Annotated in this window: 15 protein-coding genes; 8 read left to right on the top strand and 7 right to left on the bottom strand. The window is 43.7% G+C overall.

The window, feature by feature from the left end:
- The first annotated feature begins 10 nt into the window (after positions 1-10).
- The 3 genes from pheS (at position 11) to JMY05_RS10100 (ending at position 4,099) form a co-directional block, all read left to right on the top strand.
- Entirely contained in the window at positions 11-1,066 is a 1,056-nt protein-coding gene (pheS, locus tag JMY05_RS10110) for a phenylalanine--tRNA ligase subunit alpha (protein ID WP_201614997.1), read from the top strand.
- A 71-nt stretch (positions 1,067-1,137) separates the two neighbouring features.
- Positions 1,138-3,552 carry a phenylalanine--tRNA ligase subunit beta gene (gene pheT / locus JMY05_RS10105; protein ID WP_201614995.1) on the top strand — a complete coding sequence of 805 codons (2,415 nt, stop codon included), beginning with the start codon at positions 1,138-1,140 and terminating at the stop codon, positions 3,550-3,552.
- A gap of 247 nt (positions 3,553-3,799) precedes the next feature.
- The gene (locus tag JMY05_RS10100) at positions 3,800-4,099 is read left to right on the top strand and encodes an integration host factor subunit alpha (protein ID WP_045445928.1); all 300 of its coding nucleotides are present in this window, start codon (positions 3,800-3,802) and stop codon (positions 4,097-4,099) included.
- 234 nt (positions 4,100-4,333) lie between these two features.
- Here the strand turns inward: JMY05_RS10100 and JMY05_RS10095 are convergent, their stop codons facing one another.
- A complete protein-coding gene (locus JMY05_RS10095; RefSeq protein ID WP_045445929.1) occupies positions 4,334-4,690 on the bottom strand; it encodes a hypothetical protein in 357 nt (118 codons plus the stop codon).
- Between the two features lie 518 nt (positions 4,691-5,208).
- Between JMY05_RS10095 and JMY05_RS10090 the strand changes: the two genes are divergently transcribed.
- Positions 5,209-6,099, top strand: a complete 891-nt coding sequence (locus JMY05_RS10090; RefSeq protein WP_045445932.1) for a neutral zinc metallopeptidase — start codon at positions 5,209-5,211, stop codon at positions 6,097-6,099.
- 199 nt (positions 6,100-6,298) lie between these two features.
- Here the strand turns inward: JMY05_RS10090 and JMY05_RS10085 are convergent, their stop codons facing one another.
- The 3 genes from JMY05_RS10085 to trxA all read right to left on the bottom strand — a co-directional run bounded on the left by JMY05_RS10085 (position 6,299) and on the right by trxA (position 9,230).
- Positions 6,299-6,538 (bottom strand): hypothetical protein, encoded by a 240-nt coding sequence (locus JMY05_RS10085; RefSeq protein ID WP_055125335.1) that lies wholly within the window; start codon positions 6,536-6,538, stop codon positions 6,299-6,301.
- Between the two features lie 570 nt (positions 6,539-7,108).
- Positions 7,109-8,377, bottom strand: a complete 1,269-nt coding sequence (gene rho, locus JMY05_RS10080) for a transcription termination factor Rho (RefSeq protein WP_201614993.1) — start codon at positions 8,375-8,377, stop codon at positions 7,109-7,111.
- A 526-nt stretch (positions 8,378-8,903) separates the two neighbouring features.
- Complete coding sequence (gene trxA, locus JMY05_RS10075; RefSeq protein ID WP_201614991.1) at positions 8,904-9,230, bottom strand: thioredoxin; 327 nt, start codon at positions 9,228-9,230, stop codon at positions 8,904-8,906.
- Positions 9,231-9,599: 369 nt separating this feature from the next.
- Here trxA and JMY05_RS10070 point away from each other — a divergent pair, with 369 nt between their 5' ends.
- Both JMY05_RS10070 and JMY05_RS10065 read left to right on the top strand, forming a co-directional pair.
- Complete coding sequence (locus tag JMY05_RS10070; protein WP_045445934.1) at positions 9,600-10,313, top strand: RluA family pseudouridine synthase; 714 nt, start codon at positions 9,600-9,602, stop codon at positions 10,311-10,313.
- Between the two features lie 53 nt (positions 10,314-10,366).
- The gene (locus JMY05_RS10065; RefSeq protein ID WP_201614989.1) at positions 10,367-11,992 is read left to right on the top strand and encodes a flavin-containing monooxygenase; all 1,626 of its coding nucleotides are present in this window, start codon (positions 10,367-10,369) and stop codon (positions 11,990-11,992) included.
- A gap of 34 nt (positions 11,993-12,026) precedes the next feature.
- On the opposite strand, the gene JMY05_RS10060 is transcribed toward JMY05_RS10065, so the two are convergent.
- The 3 genes from JMY05_RS10060 to JMY05_RS10050 all read right to left on the bottom strand — a co-directional run bounded on the left by JMY05_RS10060 (position 12,027) and on the right by JMY05_RS10050 (position 16,504).
- Positions 12,027-12,968, bottom strand: a complete 942-nt coding sequence (locus JMY05_RS10060; RefSeq protein ID WP_045445936.1) for a D-2-hydroxyacid dehydrogenase — start codon at positions 12,966-12,968, stop codon at positions 12,027-12,029.
- A 187-nt stretch (positions 12,969-13,155) separates the two neighbouring features.
- Entirely contained in the window at positions 13,156-14,112 is a 957-nt protein-coding gene (locus tag JMY05_RS10055; RefSeq protein ID WP_045445938.1) for a response regulator, read from the bottom strand.
- Positions 14,113-14,191: 79 nt separating this feature from the next.
- Positions 14,192-16,504 (bottom strand): sensor histidine kinase, encoded by a 2,313-nt coding sequence (locus JMY05_RS10050; RefSeq protein ID WP_201614988.1) that lies wholly within the window; start codon positions 16,502-16,504, stop codon positions 14,192-14,194.
- Between the two features lie 656 nt (positions 16,505-17,160).
- Between JMY05_RS10050 and rapA the strand changes: the two genes are divergently transcribed.
- Both rapA and JMY05_RS10040 read left to right on the top strand, forming a co-directional pair.
- Complete coding sequence (gene rapA, locus JMY05_RS10045; protein ID WP_201614986.1) at positions 17,161-20,049, top strand: RNA polymerase-associated protein RapA; 2,889 nt, start codon at positions 17,161-17,163, stop codon at positions 20,047-20,049.
- A gap of 496 nt (positions 20,050-20,545) precedes the next feature.
- Positions 20,546-21,448, top strand: a complete 903-nt coding sequence (locus tag JMY05_RS10040; protein WP_045452453.1) for an acyl-CoA thioesterase — start codon at positions 20,546-20,548, stop codon at positions 21,446-21,448.
- Positions 21,449-21,491: the final 43 nt, after the last annotated feature.

The raw sequence follows: 21,491 nt of genomic DNA, 5'->3' as shown, positions 1-21,491 counted from the left end.
AATGCATCTTATGACTACCCCTGCTGCTACCACCGATTTGTCGGCGCTACCGACCTTGTCCACAGAGCTAAGCGAGCTTAATGAAGCTCAGCTAAATGAGTTGGCCAGTGCCGCTGAGGCCTTGGTTCTACAAGTAAACGATGTGCGTGCGTTGCAAGATTTGCGTGTGCAATTGACCGGTAAAAAGAGCCCATTAACTGGCTGGTCAAAGCAGATGGGTAAACTCAGCAGCGACGATAAAAAAACCTACGGCGGCTGGTTACACCAAGTTCGTAGCCGTATTCAAGATGCGTTGACAGCGCAGCAGCAGCAGCTAGAAGTGGCTGCACTAAATGCTAAGCTTGCAAGCGAAAGTATTGATATCACCTTGCCTGCTCGCGGTGGTCAAAAAGGTCATTTGCATCCAGTGACCATGATTACCCAGCGTATGCAGCAGTATTTTATACAAGCAGGTTTTAACGTTGCTACTGGTCCTGAAGTCGAAAGCGATTATTATAACTTTGAGGCGCTTAATATTCCGTCGCATCATCCAGCGCGCGCGATGCACGATACCTTCTATTTTGATGCGCATTATCTACTGCGTACGCATACCAGTCCTGTGCAGATTCGCACGATGGAAAAGAATGAGCCGCCGATTCGCATTATTTGCCCAGGTCGCGTCTATCGCAATGACTCGGATCAAACGCATTCGCCGATGTTCCATCAGCTAGAAGGTTTAATGGTCACTGAGTCGAGCACTTTTGCCGAGCTAAAAGGTTTGATTAGCGAGTTCTTAGAAGCATTTTTTGCCAAAGAGCTGACTGTACGTTTCCGTCCGTCATTTTTCCCCTTTACCGAGCCGTCAGCTGAAGTGGATATCCTCGATGACAATGGTAAATGGCTTGAGGTCATGGGCTGCGGTATGGTACACCCACAAGTACTGACCAACTGCGGTATTGATGCCGAAAAATATACTGGCTTTGCTTTTGGAATGGGGATTGAGCGCTTCGCGATGTTATATTACGGCATCGATGATTTGCGCCTGTTTTTCCAAAATGACGTACGCTTTTTAAAGCAGTTTGGCTAGATTTTATTATTTAATAATACCTCTACCTTTACTCCAAAACCTTTATTATAAAATTCTGATCTGAGATATTTATGAAAATTAGCGAACAGTGGCTACGTCAATGGGTAAACCCCAACAATACCAGTGAGCAATTGGCCGAACAACTCACGATGGCAGGACTTGAGATTGATGATCGCTATGCGGTTGCCCGTGCCTTCAGTGGTGTGGTTGTCGGTGAAGTCATCAGCATCGAGCAGCATCCAGATGCCGATAAACTGCGCGTTACGCAGGTTAATATTGGTGCCGCTGAGCCGTTACAAATCGTTTGTGGTGCGCCCAATGTCACCGTTGGTATGAAAGCACCGGTTGCTACTGTTGGTGCCATTTTGCCTTCTGATAATGGTGCAGGTTTTGAAATTAAAAACGGTAACCTACGCGGTGTCGACTCTAACGGTATGCTTTGCGGCGCGTCTGAAATTGATTTAATCGATAGCATCGATGGTCTGCTCGAATTGCCAGCAGATGCACCAATTGGTATGGATATCCGTGAATATCTAGGCTTAGACAATCAAATCCTAGATATCTCTATCACCCCAAATCGCGGTGACTGCTTTAGTGTACGCGGTATTGCGCGCGAAATATCAGTCATTAATGATTTGCCAATGCAGCTGCCTGAGATTCCTACCAATGTGGTAGTTACTGATAACGGTGCTGATACTGCTACGCTAGCGGTAACGGTTAGTGCAATTGAAGCGTGCCCACGCTATTTACTACAATCAATCAGCAATATTGATCGTGGTATCGACACCCCAAAGTGGATGCAAGATGCGCTGGTTCAATCAGGATTACGCTCGCACAATTTTTTGGTTGATGTGACCAACTATGTATTGATGGAGTTGGGTCAACCGCTACATGCGTTTGATGCCGATACTATCGAGGGCGATATCGTTGTGCGTTTGGCACAACCTGAAGAAACGATTACTTTGTTGAATGAGCAAACCATTACCTTAACCGGTGATGAATTGCTCATTGCTGATGATAAAGGCGCACTTGCACTTGCCGGAATCATGGGCGGTCAGCGTAGTAGTGTGACTGATAGCACCACCAATATTGTTGTAGAAAGCGCTTTCTTTGGTCAGTTAGCTATTGCCTCGCGCGCACGTCGTTTTGGGTTACATACCGATGCCTCACAACGTTTTGAGCGTGGGGTAGACTTTGCGTTACCAGAGCTGGCACTGGCACGTGCTGTTGATTTGATTACTAGCGTTACTGGTGGGCAAGCCGGACAAATAGTAAAAGCAGAAAGCAGTGAGCATTTACCAGCTCGCGCACCGATCACTTTACCAGTTGCTAAAGTCCGCGATGTCATCGGTATTGAGATTGAGCCAGCAGTGATGGTTCGTATCTTAACCCAATTGGGCTTTGAGGTGGTGCAGCAAGCCGATAGCCTGATTTGCACGCCGCCATCGTATCGCTTTGACATGAGTATCAAAGAAGACCTCATCGAAGAAATTGCGCGTATCTATGGCTATGATAATATTCCAAGCGTGTTGCCGCATTTGCAAGTCAGTATGGATTATGACGATACCGCAGACTTAACGCATCAAATGAAGCTTGCATTGGTTGATAATGGCTATATGGAAGCCATTAGCTTTAGCTTTAGTGACGCAAAAATAGAAGCTTTACTTGATGATAAAGCCCTAGGAGAAGTGTTGGCACTGGCCAATCCTATCTCTAGTGACTTAGCCGTGATGCGCCGTACTTTGCTATCAAGCTTATTACCTTGCGTGCAGTACAATCTCAATCGTCAGCAGCCACGAGTCCGTTTCTTTGAAACAGGGCTTAGCTTTGTTGGTCAAAGTATTAGTGAATTGGTACAAACGCCAAGTATTGCGTTAGTAGCAGTTGGCGATGTCTGGGACGAGCAAGCGTATCAAAACCGTGCGTTAGACTTTTATGATCTTAAGCATGATATTGAGCAGTTATTACCTGCACAAATGGATAGCGCCCGTATTCGTTATGAGCGCAGTGAGTTTGCTTTCTTGCATCCGGGTCAAAGTGCTAAGCTCTATATTGATGATGAATATGTCGGTTGGTTGGGTCAGTTGCATCCTAACACGGCTAAGCAGTTAGATTTGCCAGCTACGTGGGTTGCTCAATTATCACTTGCGCCATTACTGACCCTTGCCCGTGAGCAGCATACCATCACCACCCCGAGCAAATTTCCACAAGTACGCCGTGATATTGCCATTTTAGTAGACAGTGAGATCAGCTTACAGACATTAGAGTCGACGATACGCGCCGCAGCTGGTGAGCTATTGGCTGATCTGTGGCTGTTTGATGTGTATCAAGGCGACAACGTGCCAGCTGGTCAGCGCTCATTGGCTTTTGCGCTAATATGGCAAGACAATGCACAAACGCTATCTGATGACGCCATCAAAACCGCGACTGACAAAGTGGTACAAGCACTAACTGAGCAACATGCTGCAAAGTTGCGTGACAGCTAACATATAACTCTTATCATAGACATGCTCTGTAGCCTCACTCTTCAAGAGGCTATAGGGCATTGCTATTTATAAGAATTATGATTTTATAAAATTTTTTTTCATAAAAATAGTTAAGTGGTTATTAATAAAGGATTTTAAAGCAGTCTTTGTTAAAAAGAGGTTAGAAAACCTTTATAATAACTAGCATTAACCCTCATACCGCTAAACCATGATATTCGACATCACGACATAGCATAGGAGTCGTACTGTGAGCACCTTAACCAAATCTGACATGATTGAGCATTTGATGAGTCATCTTGACCTAACACGCCAAGAAGGCCGCTGTTTGGTAGAGAATTTCTTTGATGAATTGTCAGAGAGTTTAATTGATGGCAAAGAGGTCAAGCTTTCAGGCTTTGGCAACTTCGAGCTTAAAGATAAAAATAGCCGTCCAGGTCGCAACCCTAAGACAGGAGAGCCAGTCGCCGTATCAGCACGCCGTGTGGTGACTTTCAAGACAGGGCAAAAATTCCGTCAACAAGTTGATGAGCGTCTATTTGACGAGTAGCAGTAACTATCAATCATATGAAACTGAACATATAAATATATCATGACTTCATGATGGTTGTTAAAGTTACGCTTTATTATTAATGTGAGATGGTTGATCTACATTTGATCAGAGACATTAACTATCATGTTTAGCTATGAATAACCACGAACAATGGTAAATGACACGCACAAAAAAAGAGAGCTTAGGCTCTCTTTTTTTTACTACAGTATTTCTATCATATAAACGATAAAATTACTGAGCTGGTTCTTCAATAACTACAACTTCGTCAGCTGCGTCTACAGCTGGAGTTTCGCTAGCTACGTCAACGCTAGTAGTAGTACCGTCTACAGGTACTTCAGCATCGATTTCGTCAGTAGCAGTAGCAACTTGAGCATCAGCGATGTCAGTTTCAGCTGCAGCAACAGCAGCGTCAGCATCAGCAGTTACTTCGCCTTCAGCAGCAGCTTCGTTTAGCTCTTCTGATGCATCTTGCACTTCTTCTTGTGCGTCAGATAAATCTTCAGCAGCGTTTTCTTTGTTGCTGTCACAGGCAGTAAGGCCCATAGTTGCAGTCATGATACCAGCTAGAGCAAGTAATTTTAAGTTCATAAGGTTTTCTCCGGGAAAATGAAATGATCAGTAGCAGCAAAAAAGGTTGAAAGCTGAGATTTCTCAGAATTCAACTAGTCTTAGTTACAGCTACTCAGCTTTCACGCATTCTATAGGATTTCTATATAAATAGAAATAGGCTGTACAATTAAGTAACAATAAAATTGTAAATAGTGTTTTACATCACTTATTCGTTATAATTTTTAATACAACGAGCCAAATTAATAGACGTATAATCAATGACATCAACCTATTTTGATGACTTTTTCGATGTCTTGATTTCTACTATGCTTTTTAAGCATCTATTGTATCTATTAGGGGTTTAATAGTCATTAAATGTCTTGATTAGTGCAATATCAAGAGCCTAGTAAAGTAGCGTTTATCAAAAATACTTTGTCACTACTTACGTATCAGAAATCGGATTTGATCAAAAAATAAAGAATTGAGTCAAAATTACACTATATAAAAAATCATCAATACGAGTAGCAATATATATCGTATATTTGAGGAATGAAACAATGAAATGGCAAGGTAGACGCGGCAGTTCCAATGTGCGCACCAGCAGTGGTGGTGGCAAAATGATAGGCGGTGGTATCGGTGGTATTATTATTGCTGGCATTTTATGGCTGGTATTTGGGGTAAATCCAATGACCGCTTTACAGACGGGTCAAGTAGTAGCAGGCGGTGGCAATAGCAGTGCCTCTACCGAACCTGCGACAAGTAACGATCGAGATACGCAGTTTGTCAAAGTAGTCTTGGCTGATACTGAAGAAGTTTGGCATCAGATATTTAAAGAAGCAGGCAGCACCTATCAGGAGCCATCATTGATTCTCTTCAATGGTCAAGTTAGCTCAGCCTGCGGCAGTGCTAGCTCCGCGACGGGCCCGTTTTATTGCCCAGGCGATCAGACTGTCTATTTAGACAAATCTTTCTTTGTAGAAATGCGCCAAAATCTCGGTATAACGGGTGATAAGCAAGGCTCTGGTGACCAAGATAATCAAGGTAAAGCGGGTGATTTTGCACAAGCTTATGTTATTGCACATGAAGTTGGTCACCACGTACAGACTTTGTTAGGCATCAGTCAGCAAGTTAATGAAGCCAGCCGTCAAGTCACTCGTGCACAAGCCAATAAGCTATCCGTACTACAAGAACTACAAGCTGATTGTTTTGCTGGGGTTTGGGCACAACGTAACCAAGAGCGTGTACAGTTTTTGGAGGCAGGTGATATCGATGAGGCCATCAATGCCGCTGGTCAAATCGGTGATGATCGTTTAGCGCGCGCTAGCGGTGGAGCAGTCGTACCTGATAACTTTACCCATGGCACCAGTCAGCAGCGTGTTCAGTGGTTCACTCGTGGTTTGGAAAGTGGCAACGTGCAGTCTTGTGACACTTTTAGCGGCGCGCTATAAGTGTACTGGATATCATGATAAGCGGATTTACTTTCAACTCATGAGTTAGAAACAAAAAAGCCTGCAATATCGATTGCAGGCTTTTTGTATTTTAAAGCGTTTTAGACATATTCAATTTATACATATTCAATGGATTTAAAATACACACAGTTGAAATGCTTAAAAACGGTCTTGATAGCACCAAATAATCATTTAGCGATTATCTGCTGTTGTTAAGAATGTAAGCACCAGCGCCACCTACTGCAGCACCACCAAGTGCGCCACGAGCGATGTCTTTGCTATCGCCGCCACTTCTAATAAGTGCACCAGCAGCAGCGCCGGCAGCAGCACCTTTAGCGGTATTGCTCAAGCCACTATTGTATCCATTAGTTGCACAGCCACCCATGATAAGGGCAGAGCTAGTAAGAGCAGTCATTGCGATAGTTTTAGCAAATTTCATAGTATCACCTGTTAGGTTATCAAGTTAGTTTATCAAAATCAAAATACGATATTTTTATTACCACTAATTTTAATACCGATAGTAAGCTGTATTAGAATATTTGGGCAAGTATCTTAGAATAATCTATTGTGCTACCGCAAGACATACAAAGGTCTGCATTAGTAAGGATTACATCAAGGATGTTAAATATCTCGAAAATTATACTGCTATCAACACGTGATAGCAGAGTATATCTATACTGGCTCCTATACTAACCCATATAATAATTTCTAGGCGTAGTAAAAGCGCTAAGCTTTGCAAATATCCTGTAAAGGATGTTTCTCCACTGTATCGTTGGTAGGGGTTTTGCTTAGGGTTATTGTATTTATATTGATAGTAAGCTAACTGTTTTTGAAAATAATACTTTTGGCGTTTAATAGTGAGGTATTAAGGTCTGTTCTCATTTTTAAATTCAGGACATGCCTGAATATATAAAAATATGAATACAAAAACAAAAAGACCGCATGAGTGCGGTCTTTTCTACTTAAGTTACTTATCTATTGAGTATGGCAAAGCAGCACGGATCTATCATTAGTTCTGTGATTTACGTTTCATCTGCTCAAAGAATTCATCATTGGTTTTCGCTTCTTTTAAGCGGTCTAGTAAGAACTCAGTGGCTTGTACGCCATCCATCGGCTGTAATAGCTTACGCAATATCCAAACTTTGCGCAGTTTATCTTCATTAAGCAGACGCTCTTCACGGCGTGTACCAGATTTTTTGATATTAATCGCAGGGAAGACACGTTTTTCAGCCAGATCGCGCTCAAGCGTAATCTCTTGGTTACCTGTACCTTTGAATTCTTCAAAGATAACGCTGTCCATCTTACTACCAGTATCAATAAGGGCACTGGCAATAATGGTCAAACTACCACCTTCTTCGACATTACGCGCAGCACCGAAAAAGCGTTTTGGGCGCTCTAACGCATTGGCGTCTAGACCACCGGTTAACACTTTACCTGACGACGGAATAACCGTGTTATAAGCACGCGCCAAACGAGTAATTGAATCCAGTAAAATAACCACGTCTTGTTTGTGCTCGACCAAACGTTTGGCTTTTTCGATAACCATTTCAGCGACTTGTACATGACGCTGTGGCGGCTCATCAAAGGTAGAGGCAACCACTTCACCGCGTACCGTACGTACCATTTCGGTGACTTCTTCTGGACGCTCATCAATCAATAGGACAATTAAGTAGCATTCAGGATTGTTACGAGTGATCGACTGCGCAATGGTCTGTAGCAGCATCGTTTTACCCGCTTTTGGCGGTGCGACGATGATAGAGCGTTGACCTTTACCAATCGGCGCGATTAGGTCGATGATACGACCCGTCAGATCCTCAGTGGTGCCGTTACCAAGCTCGAGTTTTAAATGCTCAGTTGGGAATAGGGGTGTCAGGTTTTCAAAGATAAGCTTATGACGTGAGCGATCTGGGGTATCAAAGTTGATTTCGCCAACTTTCAATAACGCAAAATAACGTTCAGAATCTTTTGGTGGACGAATCGTGCCAGCGATACTATCACCCGTCTTCAGACTAAAGCGGCGAATTTGGCTAGGGCTGACGTAAATGTCATCAGGACCGGCTAAGTATGAGCCTTCTGATGAGCGCAAAAAGCCAAAACCATCCGGAAGAACCTCAAGTACGCCGTCACCATAAATGGCTTCACCGTTCCGCGCATGGGTTTTTAGGATAGCAAAGATGATGTCTTGTTTACGGCTACGCGCCATATTATCAAGACCCATTTCTTTGGCGATAGCCAATAGCTCAGCGATTGATTTTTTCTTTAATTCAGTAAGATTCATAGATAGGTCATTAGCAATTGATCAGATGAGAGATGCCATTAGCAGCACAAGTCACGATAGTGATTAAAACAACGATAGTATGGTGATAGAGGGTGCGTGCACAGAGCTGGATTTATGTAGTTTAGATATTACGTGTCAGCTTATATACGAATTGCAATCGTTTATGCAAGGTAATAAGAAATAAGGATAAAGAAGTCTACATAAGAGTCTGCGTCAAAAACTCAATATCAGTAATTGTGTTTAGTCATTTCGTTCAGCAATGGTGTTTATAACGACGATTGTGTTTTTGTTGATAAACACGAGGAGAATAGCGATAAGACAGTTAGGAAAACCGTTAGTTTTCTGTTGTCAGCAGACTATACGGTCTTCACAATAGCATTGTCAATAAATTTTGCCAAAAAAGTCGTCTAATTGAGTTTTTTGCATAAAAAACAAGCAAAAAAGCCATTATCTACGTTAGATAATGGCTTTTTCGACGGTGTTGCTGTCTCTTTAGAATGCTTATGCAAAACGAGCAAGTCTCGACTTAGAGATGCTTGTCTAACACTTTTGCCAATTCAGCTTTTGGCTGTAGACCCATCACTGAGTCAACTTTTTCGCCATCTTTAAAGACAAATAGTGTTGGGATATTACGGATACCAAAACGGCTGGCCGCTTGTGGGTTGCTATCCACATCAACTTTGACGATTTTAACTTTGCCTTGGTACTCAGTGGCTAGATCTTCTAAAATAGGGGCGATTGCTTTACAAGGACCACACCATGCTGCCCAGAAGTCTACCAATACTGGCACATCTGATTGCAATACGTCTTTGTCAAAGTCGGCATCGGTAGTATGTAAAATAAGGTCTGGCATAATTTATCTCTCTTGTTTTATTATTTCTATCGCCATCCATCAACTAATATATTTGTTGCATAATAGAATGATGGGTGACCAAAGAAGCGTTTAGAAGTGGTTAAAATGTGCCATTATATTAACATGTTTGCTCAGGGTTAACAGATGCAGGCTGGTTAAATTGTTTAACAATTACGATTAGCACAATAAATCGACACATAACGACACAGGCATGGTTTTATCTGTCACTTGATAATACTGTCTGTATCTTTTACTCAAAAATAAGCGGTTTATAACACTATATCTATACTCTAATATCTACCACTTAAGACAGCTTTCATATGTAAGCTCATTAATCATTCAAGCCCATTTATATAAGTGCCTATTTTTATGCCTTTTACTGCTGAAGAAGTCAACGCCCTCAATGCTCAAGAAAACGCCTATCCGCTTGAGTTTTTTCAAGCATTTGCGCAACAGATTACTGTCTACGAAGATGATGATATTTGGGTGGTTGATAAGCCTGTAGGTCTGTTGAGTGTCGATGGCAAAACGCTCAAGGTCAGTTTGCTGGCGAGACTTGAGCGTGCCAATCCCGCAGTCAAGCTGATTCATCGTCTGGATATGGATACCTCAGGGCTGCTCATTTTTGCCAAGAATGCCGAAGCGCAAACCCATATTAGTAAGCAATTCATTGAACGTTTGCCACAAAAAAAATATCAGGCACGCGTCTTTGGAGAGTGGGAGCGTGTCGGCGCAACGGGTGAAATATCTGTACCAGTGCGCTATGAGCCGGAGATGAAACCGCGCCATATCGTCGATCCTAGCTGGTCAAAGCATGCCTTAACTTTATATGAAGTTATCAGCCATGAGCAATGCAACGGTCAGACAGTCACGCGCGTAATGCTAAAGCCGGTCACCGGTCGTAGTCATCAGCTGCGCGTCCATATGGTGCATGTGGGTCATGTGATGATTGGCGATCCTATTTATGCAGAAGGTACGGCTTTAGCGATTGCGCCAAGGCTTAATCTCCATGCTCAGCAATTGCGTCTCAAGCATCCTACGCTTGGTGCGTGGATGGATTGGGAAAGCCCAAGCCCTTTTTAAATGGATTTATGCCAAATTTTTTAAACCCATCATGCAAAAACAAGGAACGTATTATGCTTGATATGACGGCAGCCAAACAGGCAGTTAAGAAACGCTTCAAACCTCAATCGGCACTCTCAGACACACCAGTGGATTATGAAGTACTGATTATCGGTGCAGGAATTGCCGGTATTGGTATGGCGTGCCGATTGCAGCAGCAAAAACACAAAGGACTGTTTGGTCATAAAAATCCAAGTAAGCAGAAACGCAAATCATCAAAGCAACAGCAGAAAAGTGCACAGCGATTTTTGGTGTTAGAAAAACGAGCAGATTTGGGTGGTACATGGGATTTATTCACCTATCCAGGCATCCGCTCTGACTCTGATGCCTTGACGTTTGGCTACAGTTTCAGACCATGGCTAAATCACAGGATTTTGGCAAAAGGCGGTGATATTAAAAACTATATTGCTGATACGGCGCGTGAGTTTGGTATCAGCGAACATATTCGCTATCAGCACGAGGTGCAGCAGCTGTCTTGGTCAAGTAGCCATCAACAATGGACGGCGATGGTAAAAAATCATGCCAGCGGTGAGGTGTTTACGGTAACAGCAAAGTTCGTCGTTGGCGCCACGGGTTACTACGATTATGAGCAAGGTTATCGTCCTTCTTTTAATAAAGAAGCAGATTTTCAAGGTGAAATCATCCATCCGCAGCATTGGCAAAATGTGGATTATGACGATAAGAAGGTAGTTATTATCGGTAGCGGTGCCACAGCGATGACATTGCTGCCAGCTTTGGTGGATGAAAAAGGTGGGCAATGCGCGCGTCACGTCACTATGTTACAGCGTTCTCCCACGTATGTGGCAAGTGTACCGGGCGATGATTATACGCTTGATTGGCTAGCAGGCAAATTTTCACCGTTGTCGAAAGAGCAGGCTTATACGCTGCTGCGTACTCGTAATGTATTGATTCAGCAAGGTACTTATCGAGCGGCTATATTGGCACCCAAGTTTATGAAAGCGTTATTAAAACGCGGTGTCAAAACAGAGCTAAAGGGTAGCGGTATCGATGTGGCGCATTTTGTACCGGACTATAATCCTTGGGATCAGCGAATATGTGCGGTGCCAGACAGTGATTTATTCAAAGCATTGCATGGCAAACGCGCCAGCGTCGTCACCGATCAAATCAGCCATTTTACCAAGACAGGCATTATGCTTGATTCTGGCAAGCATCTCGATGCTGATATCATCGTCACAGCGACAGGATTAAAGCTACAAATGCTCGGCGGTGCCAAAGTATATATTGACGGGCAGGCGATATATATTGGTTCGCGCATGACTTATAAAGCGGTCATGATTGAAGAGTTGCCAAACATGGTGGCACTGTTTGGTTATACCAACGCCTCATGGACGCTAAAAATCGATTTGGCGTGTCAGTATGTGATGCGACTGCTGGGCTATATGCATCAGCATCGCTATCAAGTGGTATTGCCACAAGCACAGACTAAAGATGCCAAAGCGCTTACGCAGACAGATACAGTGATGGGCGCGCTATCGTCAGGATATGTCAAGCGCGCTCAACATGAGCTACCCAAGCAAGGCGATATATATCCTTGGCGGGTGACAAACAACTATCTAAGCGACCGCATCATGCTCAAACATCGCAAAATAAAAGATGATTGGTTACGTTTTAGTCGTTAAGGTCGCTTGGTTACAGTCGTTTGCTAAATGTTTTTTAATGGCTATTAATAAAATCAGTAACTTGTTTGCTTAAGATCTGCCACAAGGTTTGTTGGGCGCTTTTGCTGCCCCACGCATTATGCGGGCTAAATATAACGCGGGGATGCTTGGCAATGGTCAATAAAGGGTCGTCAGCGGTGATTGGCTCTTGTTCAAACACATCGCTGGCATAGCCGATGATTTGCTCATTGTTAATGGCGTCAGTCAGCGCTCGGCTATCCACAATGCCACCACGAGCGACATTGACGATGAGCGGCTGTTTGACCATTTTTGCTAAAGTATCTGCATTAATCAGGTGCTGAGTTTTCTCGTTTAATGGGCAATGCAGGCTCAGTACATCAGACTGTGCCAGTACGTCGTCAAACGCGGTATAGTCGTCATTGCGCGGTGCGCGTCCTTGCTGCTCCGCCCATAATACTTTCATCCCAAAGGCACGAGCAATGTCGGTCACGCGTTTGCCAATAGTGCCAATGCCAATAATACCTAGTGTTTTATCTTCTAAATCTATTAGCGGAATATCCAGTAGGCAAAAATTACCGTTTGCTTGCCATGTGCCATCAGCGACTTTTTGATGATAATAAATACCCGCGCGCATGGCGTTGAGCATGAGCATAAAGGTATGTTCGGGCACACTTTTGACTGCATAACCTGCGACATTATAAAGCGCCACATGGTGCTCAACACAAGCGTCTTGATCGACGTTGTTCATACCAGTAGCGGTCAGTTGAATGAGCTTGAGCTTGGGCAATTTACTTATCACTTCAGCGCTGATTTGCACTTTATTGGTGATAATGATGTCGGCATCTTTGCAGCGCTCTACAATAACAGCACTATCTTTTGGGGTATCATCATAAATGAGGTAGTCGCTGATGCCTGCTGGGGCTGGCAAGTCGATGCCATCAGAAAAAGTGCCTTTATCTAAAAAAACCGCGCGCATGGTTATTCCTTATTAAATAGTTATTTTAAAATGATTTTAATAATGATCGACTTAATGTAGCACGTTGGTGATTTTAGTCAAAAAGGTCGTTAAAAAAGTACAAAGCAAAAAACCTCTACTTCAATATTAAAATAGAGGTTTTGTTGATTGAGACGGTAGTCTTTTGTGCTTATTTGGTTTTATGCACTTATAAAGAAAAGCGTTTACGCAATTTGCCAATAAGGCTACGTACGCGACTACTCAAGTCAATACGAACGTCGTTTTCAGGGTCATGCTCGACTTCATAGCGTTTGACCAAGTCAGGGCTAGCTTTGAGTTTCGCATGATGCTGAAACGCACGGTTGACGCTAATCTCAAGCAGACTGGCGCGCATCGGTTTCGGCAAGCAGCGATAGACTTGACCTTTATTAATCAAATCAATCAGCAAGCCAGCGTCTTGAAATTCAGTCTGTACCAAAACCACTAAATGCGGCGCATCTTGTTTTAAGGTAAAGATAATCGGCGCGATATTCTCACCACTGACATTGATATCGGTGATACAAACACCGATATCTTCATTTGCCAAGTAATCGTACGCTTCTTCTAAACTCTCAGCGTGCAGTACTTTATAACTGTGAGAAAATTGCTTACGTATTTGCTCAATCAACTCATTGGTTTCATCGATCACTAGCAGCGTTTGCTTATTACCTGAACTGTCGAATTGATCGGCATCTTCGTCTGGATTATAGGTCAAGGCGATTTCGGTTGCACGTCCGACCACAGTGATCAGCTCTTCAGATTTACAAGGCTTGGTCAAATAACGATAAATCTCACCATCGTTAATAGAGCCAATAATCGCGTTTAAATCGGCATAGCCCGTCAATAAGATACGCATGGTAGAAGGTGAGACATCTTTTACTTCGCGTAAGATATCCACACCGACTCGCTCAGGCATCCGCTGGTCACTGACCGCCACGTGTACATGGTTGTTCTTGATATAGTCAATATACTCAGTCGGGTCGGTGGTGATAAACACGTCATGCGTTTTACGAAACAGCAGTTTCATAGACCGTAAAATGCGTTGTTCGTCGTCGATAAATGCCAACTTCGGCTTTGATTCAGCGCTGGTTTCAACTGTGGTTAAGTCATTTTCTAATTCATTCATGATGATATCCTTATGATGATGAATAATAGTCGTTAAATATCTAAATATGTTCTACGTCACAGGGCAGCTGATCCAGCGCTTACACGACTAGGTTTTGCTCTGTTAAGTTATTATTAATCGGCAGTATTAACGTAAATGTGGTGCCAACGCCTTCGGTCGATACGACTTTGATATCGCCATTATGTTGCTCCATAATTTGCTGACTGATTGCCATACCAAGACCTGTGCCTTCGCCTGCGCCTTTGGTCGTAAAGAACGGCTCAAAGATTTGATTGAGAACTTCTGGACTCATACCTTTACCGTTGTCGATGACATCAATATAAACATTGTGATCATCGGCACGGGTGCGCACTTCGATTTTGCCATCAGGTTTTTCTCCCATGGCTTGCGCGGCATTGTTCAGTAGATTGACCAAGACTTGGTTGATTTGCGACGGTGAGCATTTCACTTCAGGCGTGGGCGCAAAATCAGTCACAATCTCTTGATGTCTAATAGAGTTACCAGCGATTTTAAGCGAGGCTTCGATACATTCGCGCACATCGATGGTTTTCACTTTTGACTCATCAAGACGGGCAAAGTTACGTAGGTTCAGCACCATCTCAGTGATTTGCTCGACGCCAAATAATGAATCTTTAATTAGCTCTTTTAATTCAGCTGACAGGTCATCTTCTTGGATTTCATCAGAAGCACGGATAATATCCGCCAATAGCTTGTCAATTTTGCCATCAGTCGCCGCATCAGTTTTAACGCTTTTTAATCCTTGTACCAATTCAATCAGCTCTTCGTATTGCTCCGTCAACTGACCAATAATTTCAAGATTATTTTGCACGTATGATAAAGGTGTGTTCACTTCATGAGCAACGCCTGCCACCATTTGTCCCAACGTTGCCATTTTTTCTGAACGAATCAATTGCAACTGCGAGTTTTTCAGCTCTTTTAGCGTTTCTTGTAGCTCAGCAGTACGTTCTTCGACTTTAATCTCTAGCTGTTGGTTAATGTTGGCAAGCTTACCTTCGTTAGACTGGATTCGGTCTAGCAGGTCATTAATAGAGCCATTCACCAGTCCAATCTCGTTGCGACCTTCTGCGAATTTAACCTCACTCAGCTTATTGTATTGCTTATTATTAATTAAGTTTTCCGCTTCAGAGATTTTATCAGTGGTTTCTTTCAAGGGTTTGAATGCTAAGAAAGTCAGCATGAAGTAAATGACGCCAGCCGTGATCAATAGTGCTAATGCAATCCAGTTAACCAAGTTTTCGCTGAGATTATCAGCAATGGCGTTAATTTCAGCATCAGGTTGGACAACGATTAGCTTCCAATAAGTCTCAGGAATCTCAAACACATAGGCTTGACTACCATTGTAGTAACGGTCTTTTGCCAACTCAAAGCTCTGTAATAAGCGGCTGTCCATGGCGTTTTGCTTGTTTTCACCATTATTTAGGTAAGCGGCGTAGTTCACCAAATAATAACCCTTTGCCGTACCAGTTTCAGCTTTATCAAGCGTGGTCAGTACCTGCTGAACTTGTGGTGAGACGCTGGCGGCGACTTGTTCGATGATCTCATTACGTTGGACATCTAAGAAATCAAGCACGGGTTGCCAAGCAGGGTCTGAGTTGATGACTTGTTTGATATCAAGCGGCGTACCTGTTTTCTCATCAATATAGCTTAAACGTTCAGGGTTAGAGGAGGCGATCACCTTGTCACTATTATCCAAGAGTAGAATGTAGCCTGAGCCTGAGCTTTCGCTTAACTTGACGATGTTTTCTTGTAGCTGATTCAGCGTAAAGTTAACCGTACTGGCACCCCAAAACTGATTGTCACGCTCGATTGCCACACCGCAGCTCATCGCCAGCTCGCCTTTGGTTTGGCTGGCGCGCACATGGTTCCAAATACAGCTCTCAGGTTTGAGCAGTTTTAAGACGCTAAACCAATCTTCTTGATAATAAGGATTGGTAGGATTTGGATCGCTTAACACCGCTTGATAATCGCCGTTTTGACGAACCATCAAAAATGGATGGGTCGCGGTATTTGCCCCAAGAGCCCCTTTTTCAGGCCAAATACCACCACTACCCAGTAAGTTATAATCACGCTTATCAAAGGCGTTGGCAGTACTGGTTTGTAAAATCGCCTCTTCTGTGGGCAAGGTTTGCGCGCTTTGCTGTAGTAGTAAGGCACTACGCATCACCCGATTGATATCGGCTGAAATACTATTTACCGCGGTATTACCACGTTCAGCCACCAGTTTTGCAGATTCAAGGCGGATTTTCTCATAGCCCTCTTTATCAACAACATAAACAACGACCGCCAGTACGACCGCAAAAGCAATAAATAAAATAGTGGTTACTTGGGTACTGACTTGATTAAAAAAGCCAACTTTTTTGGAGGCACTCATGATGGTGATAGTCCTTGGATAATAGTGACCACGAAGAAGAGTGCCAATGCTAGGTATTGGTGGCAATCAATTAGGTGGTAATGCGTAATCTTAATTAAAATGGTCTGTACATAATGGCAAAAAAATTAAAAGTACTGCTTTACTCTTATAACTTAACCGACTTAACTATCGATAGTTTTATAACTTAAAGGACTATAGAAGGCCATACTGTGCCCATAAATCCTTAAGGATAATTAATCATGAATACTAGGCGGCAAAAGAGTATGGGTAGACGTGCGTTTGAATAATTAAGGTAAGAAAGAAGAAATGTTCTATTGCATTTCTTAACAATACAGAATCAATTTTATAATGACAATATTTTTTCTTTACTTGCGAGTCGTTATCTTATTGTTTTATATGACCAACTTATGCTTGGCGTTGATATAATCTTGCAATAATCTGCTCTTGAAAAGTCAACTTAGCGCACTCATCTAGCTGCTAACGTTATATAATGGTCGGCTTTATCTTGCGACCTAGCTAATGAGCTGACGCTGCCGGTATGGCCGGTGACCTCTCAGACTATTAAGTAATGACATCGCGCTAGTGATTCACGCTAGCAAATCTCATTATGAGCTATCTATTTTTTCCTATTATCTGAGTACAAAAGACATCGCCCTATGACTATCTCTATCGCTTCATTGCACAATACTGAATTTGCCGTTGGTCAACGTTATTTATCTGATACGGAGTCCGAGCTGGGCTTGGGTGTGGTCATCGATGTAGATGACCGATGTGTGCACATTCTATTTCCACAAAGTGAAGAGACGCGCGTCTACGCCAAAAACTCCGCGCCATTATCACGCGTGGTGTTTAAAGTCGGCGATAGTATTTCTGATCAAGCGGGTAAGAGCTATACCGTAACCGCGGTCGAAGAAGTGATGGGTGTACTCAAATACAGTGTCGATGAGCATGAACGAGGCATTATGGAAACCCGTTTGGCTGCCAATATCACTTTGGCTAAGCCGCTTGAGCGTCTGTTGGCTGGTCGTATTGAGCGTGGTGATTGGTATGAGCTGCGTCAAGATATCTTGCGTATGCAGTCGGCGCTAGCGGGTCATCCGCTTAAAGGCTTGATGGGTGCGCGTGTCGATATCATTGAGCATCAGCTCTATATCGCTCATGAAGTTGGCAAACGTATCGCGCCGCGTGTGTTGCTTGCTGACGAAGTTGGTTTGGGCAAAACCATCGAAGCAGGTTTGATTATTCATCAACAGCTATTGACAGGCAAAGCTGAGCGTGTACTCATTCTTGTACCAGACAGTCTGCAATATCAGTGGATGATTGAGCTGCGTCGTCGTTTTAATCTAAATTTTGCCTTGTTTGATTTGGTACGTGCAGCAGCCATTAAAGAGCACGATCCTGAGCAAAACGTCTTTGCCACTGAGCAATGTATCATTGCGGGTATGGATTTATTACTCGATCACCCTGATTTGTACGACCAAGCGATGGATGCAGGGTTTGATTTATTGGTGGTCGATGAAGCGCATCACCTGCATTGGGATGAGGCGCAAGGCGGTAATGATAAATATGACTTGATTGCTGATTTTGCTGAAGAAACGCCAGGGGTCATGCTATTGACAGCAACGCCAGAACAGCTTGGCGCACAAAGTCACTTTGCTCGTTTGCGTTTGCTTGATCCGGACCGTTTTGATGATTTGGATGAGTTTATTGATGGTCAAGAAGCCTTTGCTGAAACGGCTGCTGTCGCTGGTGTATTGATAGAAGATAAGCCATTAAGCGACAGTCAAATTGCCGCTTTAAGCAGCTTGTTAGACATCAGCCTTGATGAGTTGGCAACGATTAATGATGACGAAAAACTGCGCACCTATGCGCTTAACGAGCTATTAGATCGTCATGGTACAGGTCGTATTCTATTCCGTAATACCCGTGAAAGTGTGAAAGGGTTCTATGGTCGTAGTAGCCAGCCGTATCCACTGGCATTACCTGCCGCATGGAAAGACAGCTATCAAACCAATGGTAAATTGCGTGAGCAGCTATGGGGCGAAGAAAACCAACCTGATGGTGGCTGGCTAGAAGATGACCCACGTGTGCCTTGGTTGATTGATATTTTGCGCGGCGAGCTTAAGCACAAAAAAGTACTGTTGATTGCCCGTAGTGGCGCGACGGTTGAGAGCTTGGAGGCGGTATTACGTCTGCATGCTGGTATTAAAACCGCTATCTTTACTGAGCAGATGACCTTGCTTGAGCGTGACCAAGCAGCAGCGTTCTTTGCTGATAGCGAAGGCGCTCAGATATTATTATGCTCAGAGATTGGTTCGGAAGGTCGTAACTTCCAGTTTGCCAGCCAGCTGATATTGTGGGATTTGCCAGCCAATCCAGATACCTTAGAGCAGCGCATTGGTCGCCTAGATCGTATCGGACAAACGCAGCAAATTATGCTCCATGTGCCTTATGTACAGGGCACCGCACAAGAGCGACTGTATCATTGGTATCACGACGCGCTGAATATGTTTAATCAAATCTCTCCAACGGCGCAGAGCGTGCAAGAGCAGTATATTCAAGAGCTAAAGCCCATGCTTGAAGGCGCGGATACTGACGAGAACCGTGCGATACTACAAGATATCATCGAAGAAGCGAAACAGACGCGATTGGGGTTAGAGGCACAGCTACAAGCGGGTCGTGATCGCCTATTAGAATACAACTCGTGTCGCCCACATGTTGCCAAACGTATCGCTGACGCCATGCGCGATTTTGATGGTCATAATCTATTGCCGCAGTTTATTGAGCGCTTTTTTGCCTCAGCCAATATCGATCACAATATCCAGCGCGATGGCTCGTGGGTGATTGCTCCGATTGACAGCACTGAAATTAGTGATTATATCGATGGTCTGCCACTCGGTGACGAAGATGGCATGACCTTGACATTCGAGCGTGAGCAAGCACTACAGCGTGAAGATATCGAATTTATCACTCATGAGCATCCATTGATGCGCGCAATTTATGAGTTGGCGAGTACCAGCACCTTTGGTAATACCACGGTGGCGATGCTAAAAAGTTCTGCTGTACCACAAGGTATGGTGCTGCTCGAAGTGAATTTCCGCGTTGAAGCCATTGCGCCAAGGTTGCTCAATTTACCAGCGACGCTGACCACGCAAAATATCCGTGTATTTATCAGTGAGCAAGGCAGTGATTTGTCCTCGCGTATCAGTGCGGAGATGATTATGCCGCATATTGAACGTCTGGATAAAAACCGTGCTCGCCAAGTCATTAAAGTACGCGGTGATGTAATTGAGCAGCGTTATTATGAAGCGGAAGAGATTGCCCGTCAGCAGCTTGCTGAGATTGGCGAACAAGCCAGTGCCCGTTTTAGCCAGCAGTGGTCACGTGAAATCAAACGTCTAAAGCATCTACAAACGATTAATCCTAACGTACGTCCTGCCGAAATTGAGCGCTTGGAGCAGCTAAAAGCCCAAGGTGAGCAAGCACTAGGGAGTCTGTTATTAGTCCCAGACTCCATCCGTGTGTTAGTGGCAGTGAAGCCATAAATTCAAATGATCAAAAGAACGAGATGTTTAATAGCATCTCGTTTTTTTATGATTAATATCGTTTATATTAGGACGCGCCCTAAGGCATGTTAAGCAAAAATATCAACATGGTATTGCCAAGTGAGTGTCGCTCTCTAGTCAAAGCCATCGATATTGGGTAAGATGTTTATCTTTTCGATTTATAGCCCGTTTGCTATAAAAGGGTGACCGCGTCTCGTGTGAAGTATTACATATACCTTTGTACTCGATTGCTTTGTACTTCTTTTAAGCTGAAACAACGATATAATAAATGCTGGTGATAGCGCTGCTATGACCGTGTTTTTTGCGCTAAAATTTTCGTGTTAAATCTCTCTTGTGCATTTTCAGCAAGTGATTTCATATTATTTTACATTCAAATGCAAAGTGTCTTTTGTCTTTCGCGATATGATATTGATATCGTTGGGTGCGTATTTTCAGATGCTTAGCGTTTTTGATAAAAATAAGGAAACATACCGTCATGTCCGATTATTCGCAATTGATTGATGAGCTGCTAGCTACTGTAGCGCTTATTGAAGTGACCCCCGATGTCTTTGAGGGTAAGAGCCATGACTATGTTGGCAGTCGTATTTTTGGTGGACAAGTGCTCGCCCAAGCCATCATGGCGGCGGCGCATACACTGGATAAAGACAAGCCCTGTCATTCACTGCACGGCTATTTTTTGCGCGGTGGTGATATCACGCAGCCAGTGATTTATCAGGTGCGCCGCTTGCGTGACGGTCGTAGTCTGTCTGCGCGTGAAGTGACGGCGATTCAGTATAAAGAAGTGCGTGGTAAAGCGCCCATTGAGCAAGTAATATTTTCAATGATAGCCTCGTTTTCGCCGATGGAAGAGGGTTTAGAGTATCAAGAAGACATGCCTGTCTATCCGCCACCAGAGGATTTGCTGGCTGAGCAAGATTTAAAAGAAGAGTATGTCGGAAAAGTCCCAGACGCACTCAAAGCCCGTTTTATGCGGCGTCGCCATGTCGAAATTAAACCAGTTAAACCGCGTGATCCGATTCATCCAGAGCCAATGAAACCGAAGCAGGCGAACTGGTTGCGTATCCGCGAATTGGGCAATCAACCTGTTGCGATTCAACAAGCGCTATTGGCATTTTCGTCCGATTTTTATCTGGTTGGTACAGGGCTGATGTCACATGGTGTTAGCTTTATGACCAGCGGCTTGCAAGCGGCCAGTATCGACCACTCGATGCATTTTCATCGTAATTTTGATCTAAACGGTTGGATGTTATATGACATGTGGAGTGATACCACGTCTAATGCCAAGGGCTTAAACCATGGGCAGTTTTGGCAAGACGGTAAGCTGGTGGCTACGGTACAACAAGAAGGCCTGATGCGTTTGCGTGTGCCAAAGTCTTAGCGCTAACTGTGTTTGTAAATAACGTTGAATAAAAAGCGACTGA

Origin of the sequence: Psychrobacter sp. JCM 18902 (assembly GCF_904846615.1) — a bacterium.
Taxonomy (GTDB): domain Bacteria; phylum Pseudomonadota; class Gammaproteobacteria; order Pseudomonadales; family Moraxellaceae; genus Psychrobacter.
This window is presented reverse-complemented; position numbering and strand designations above follow the sequence as displayed.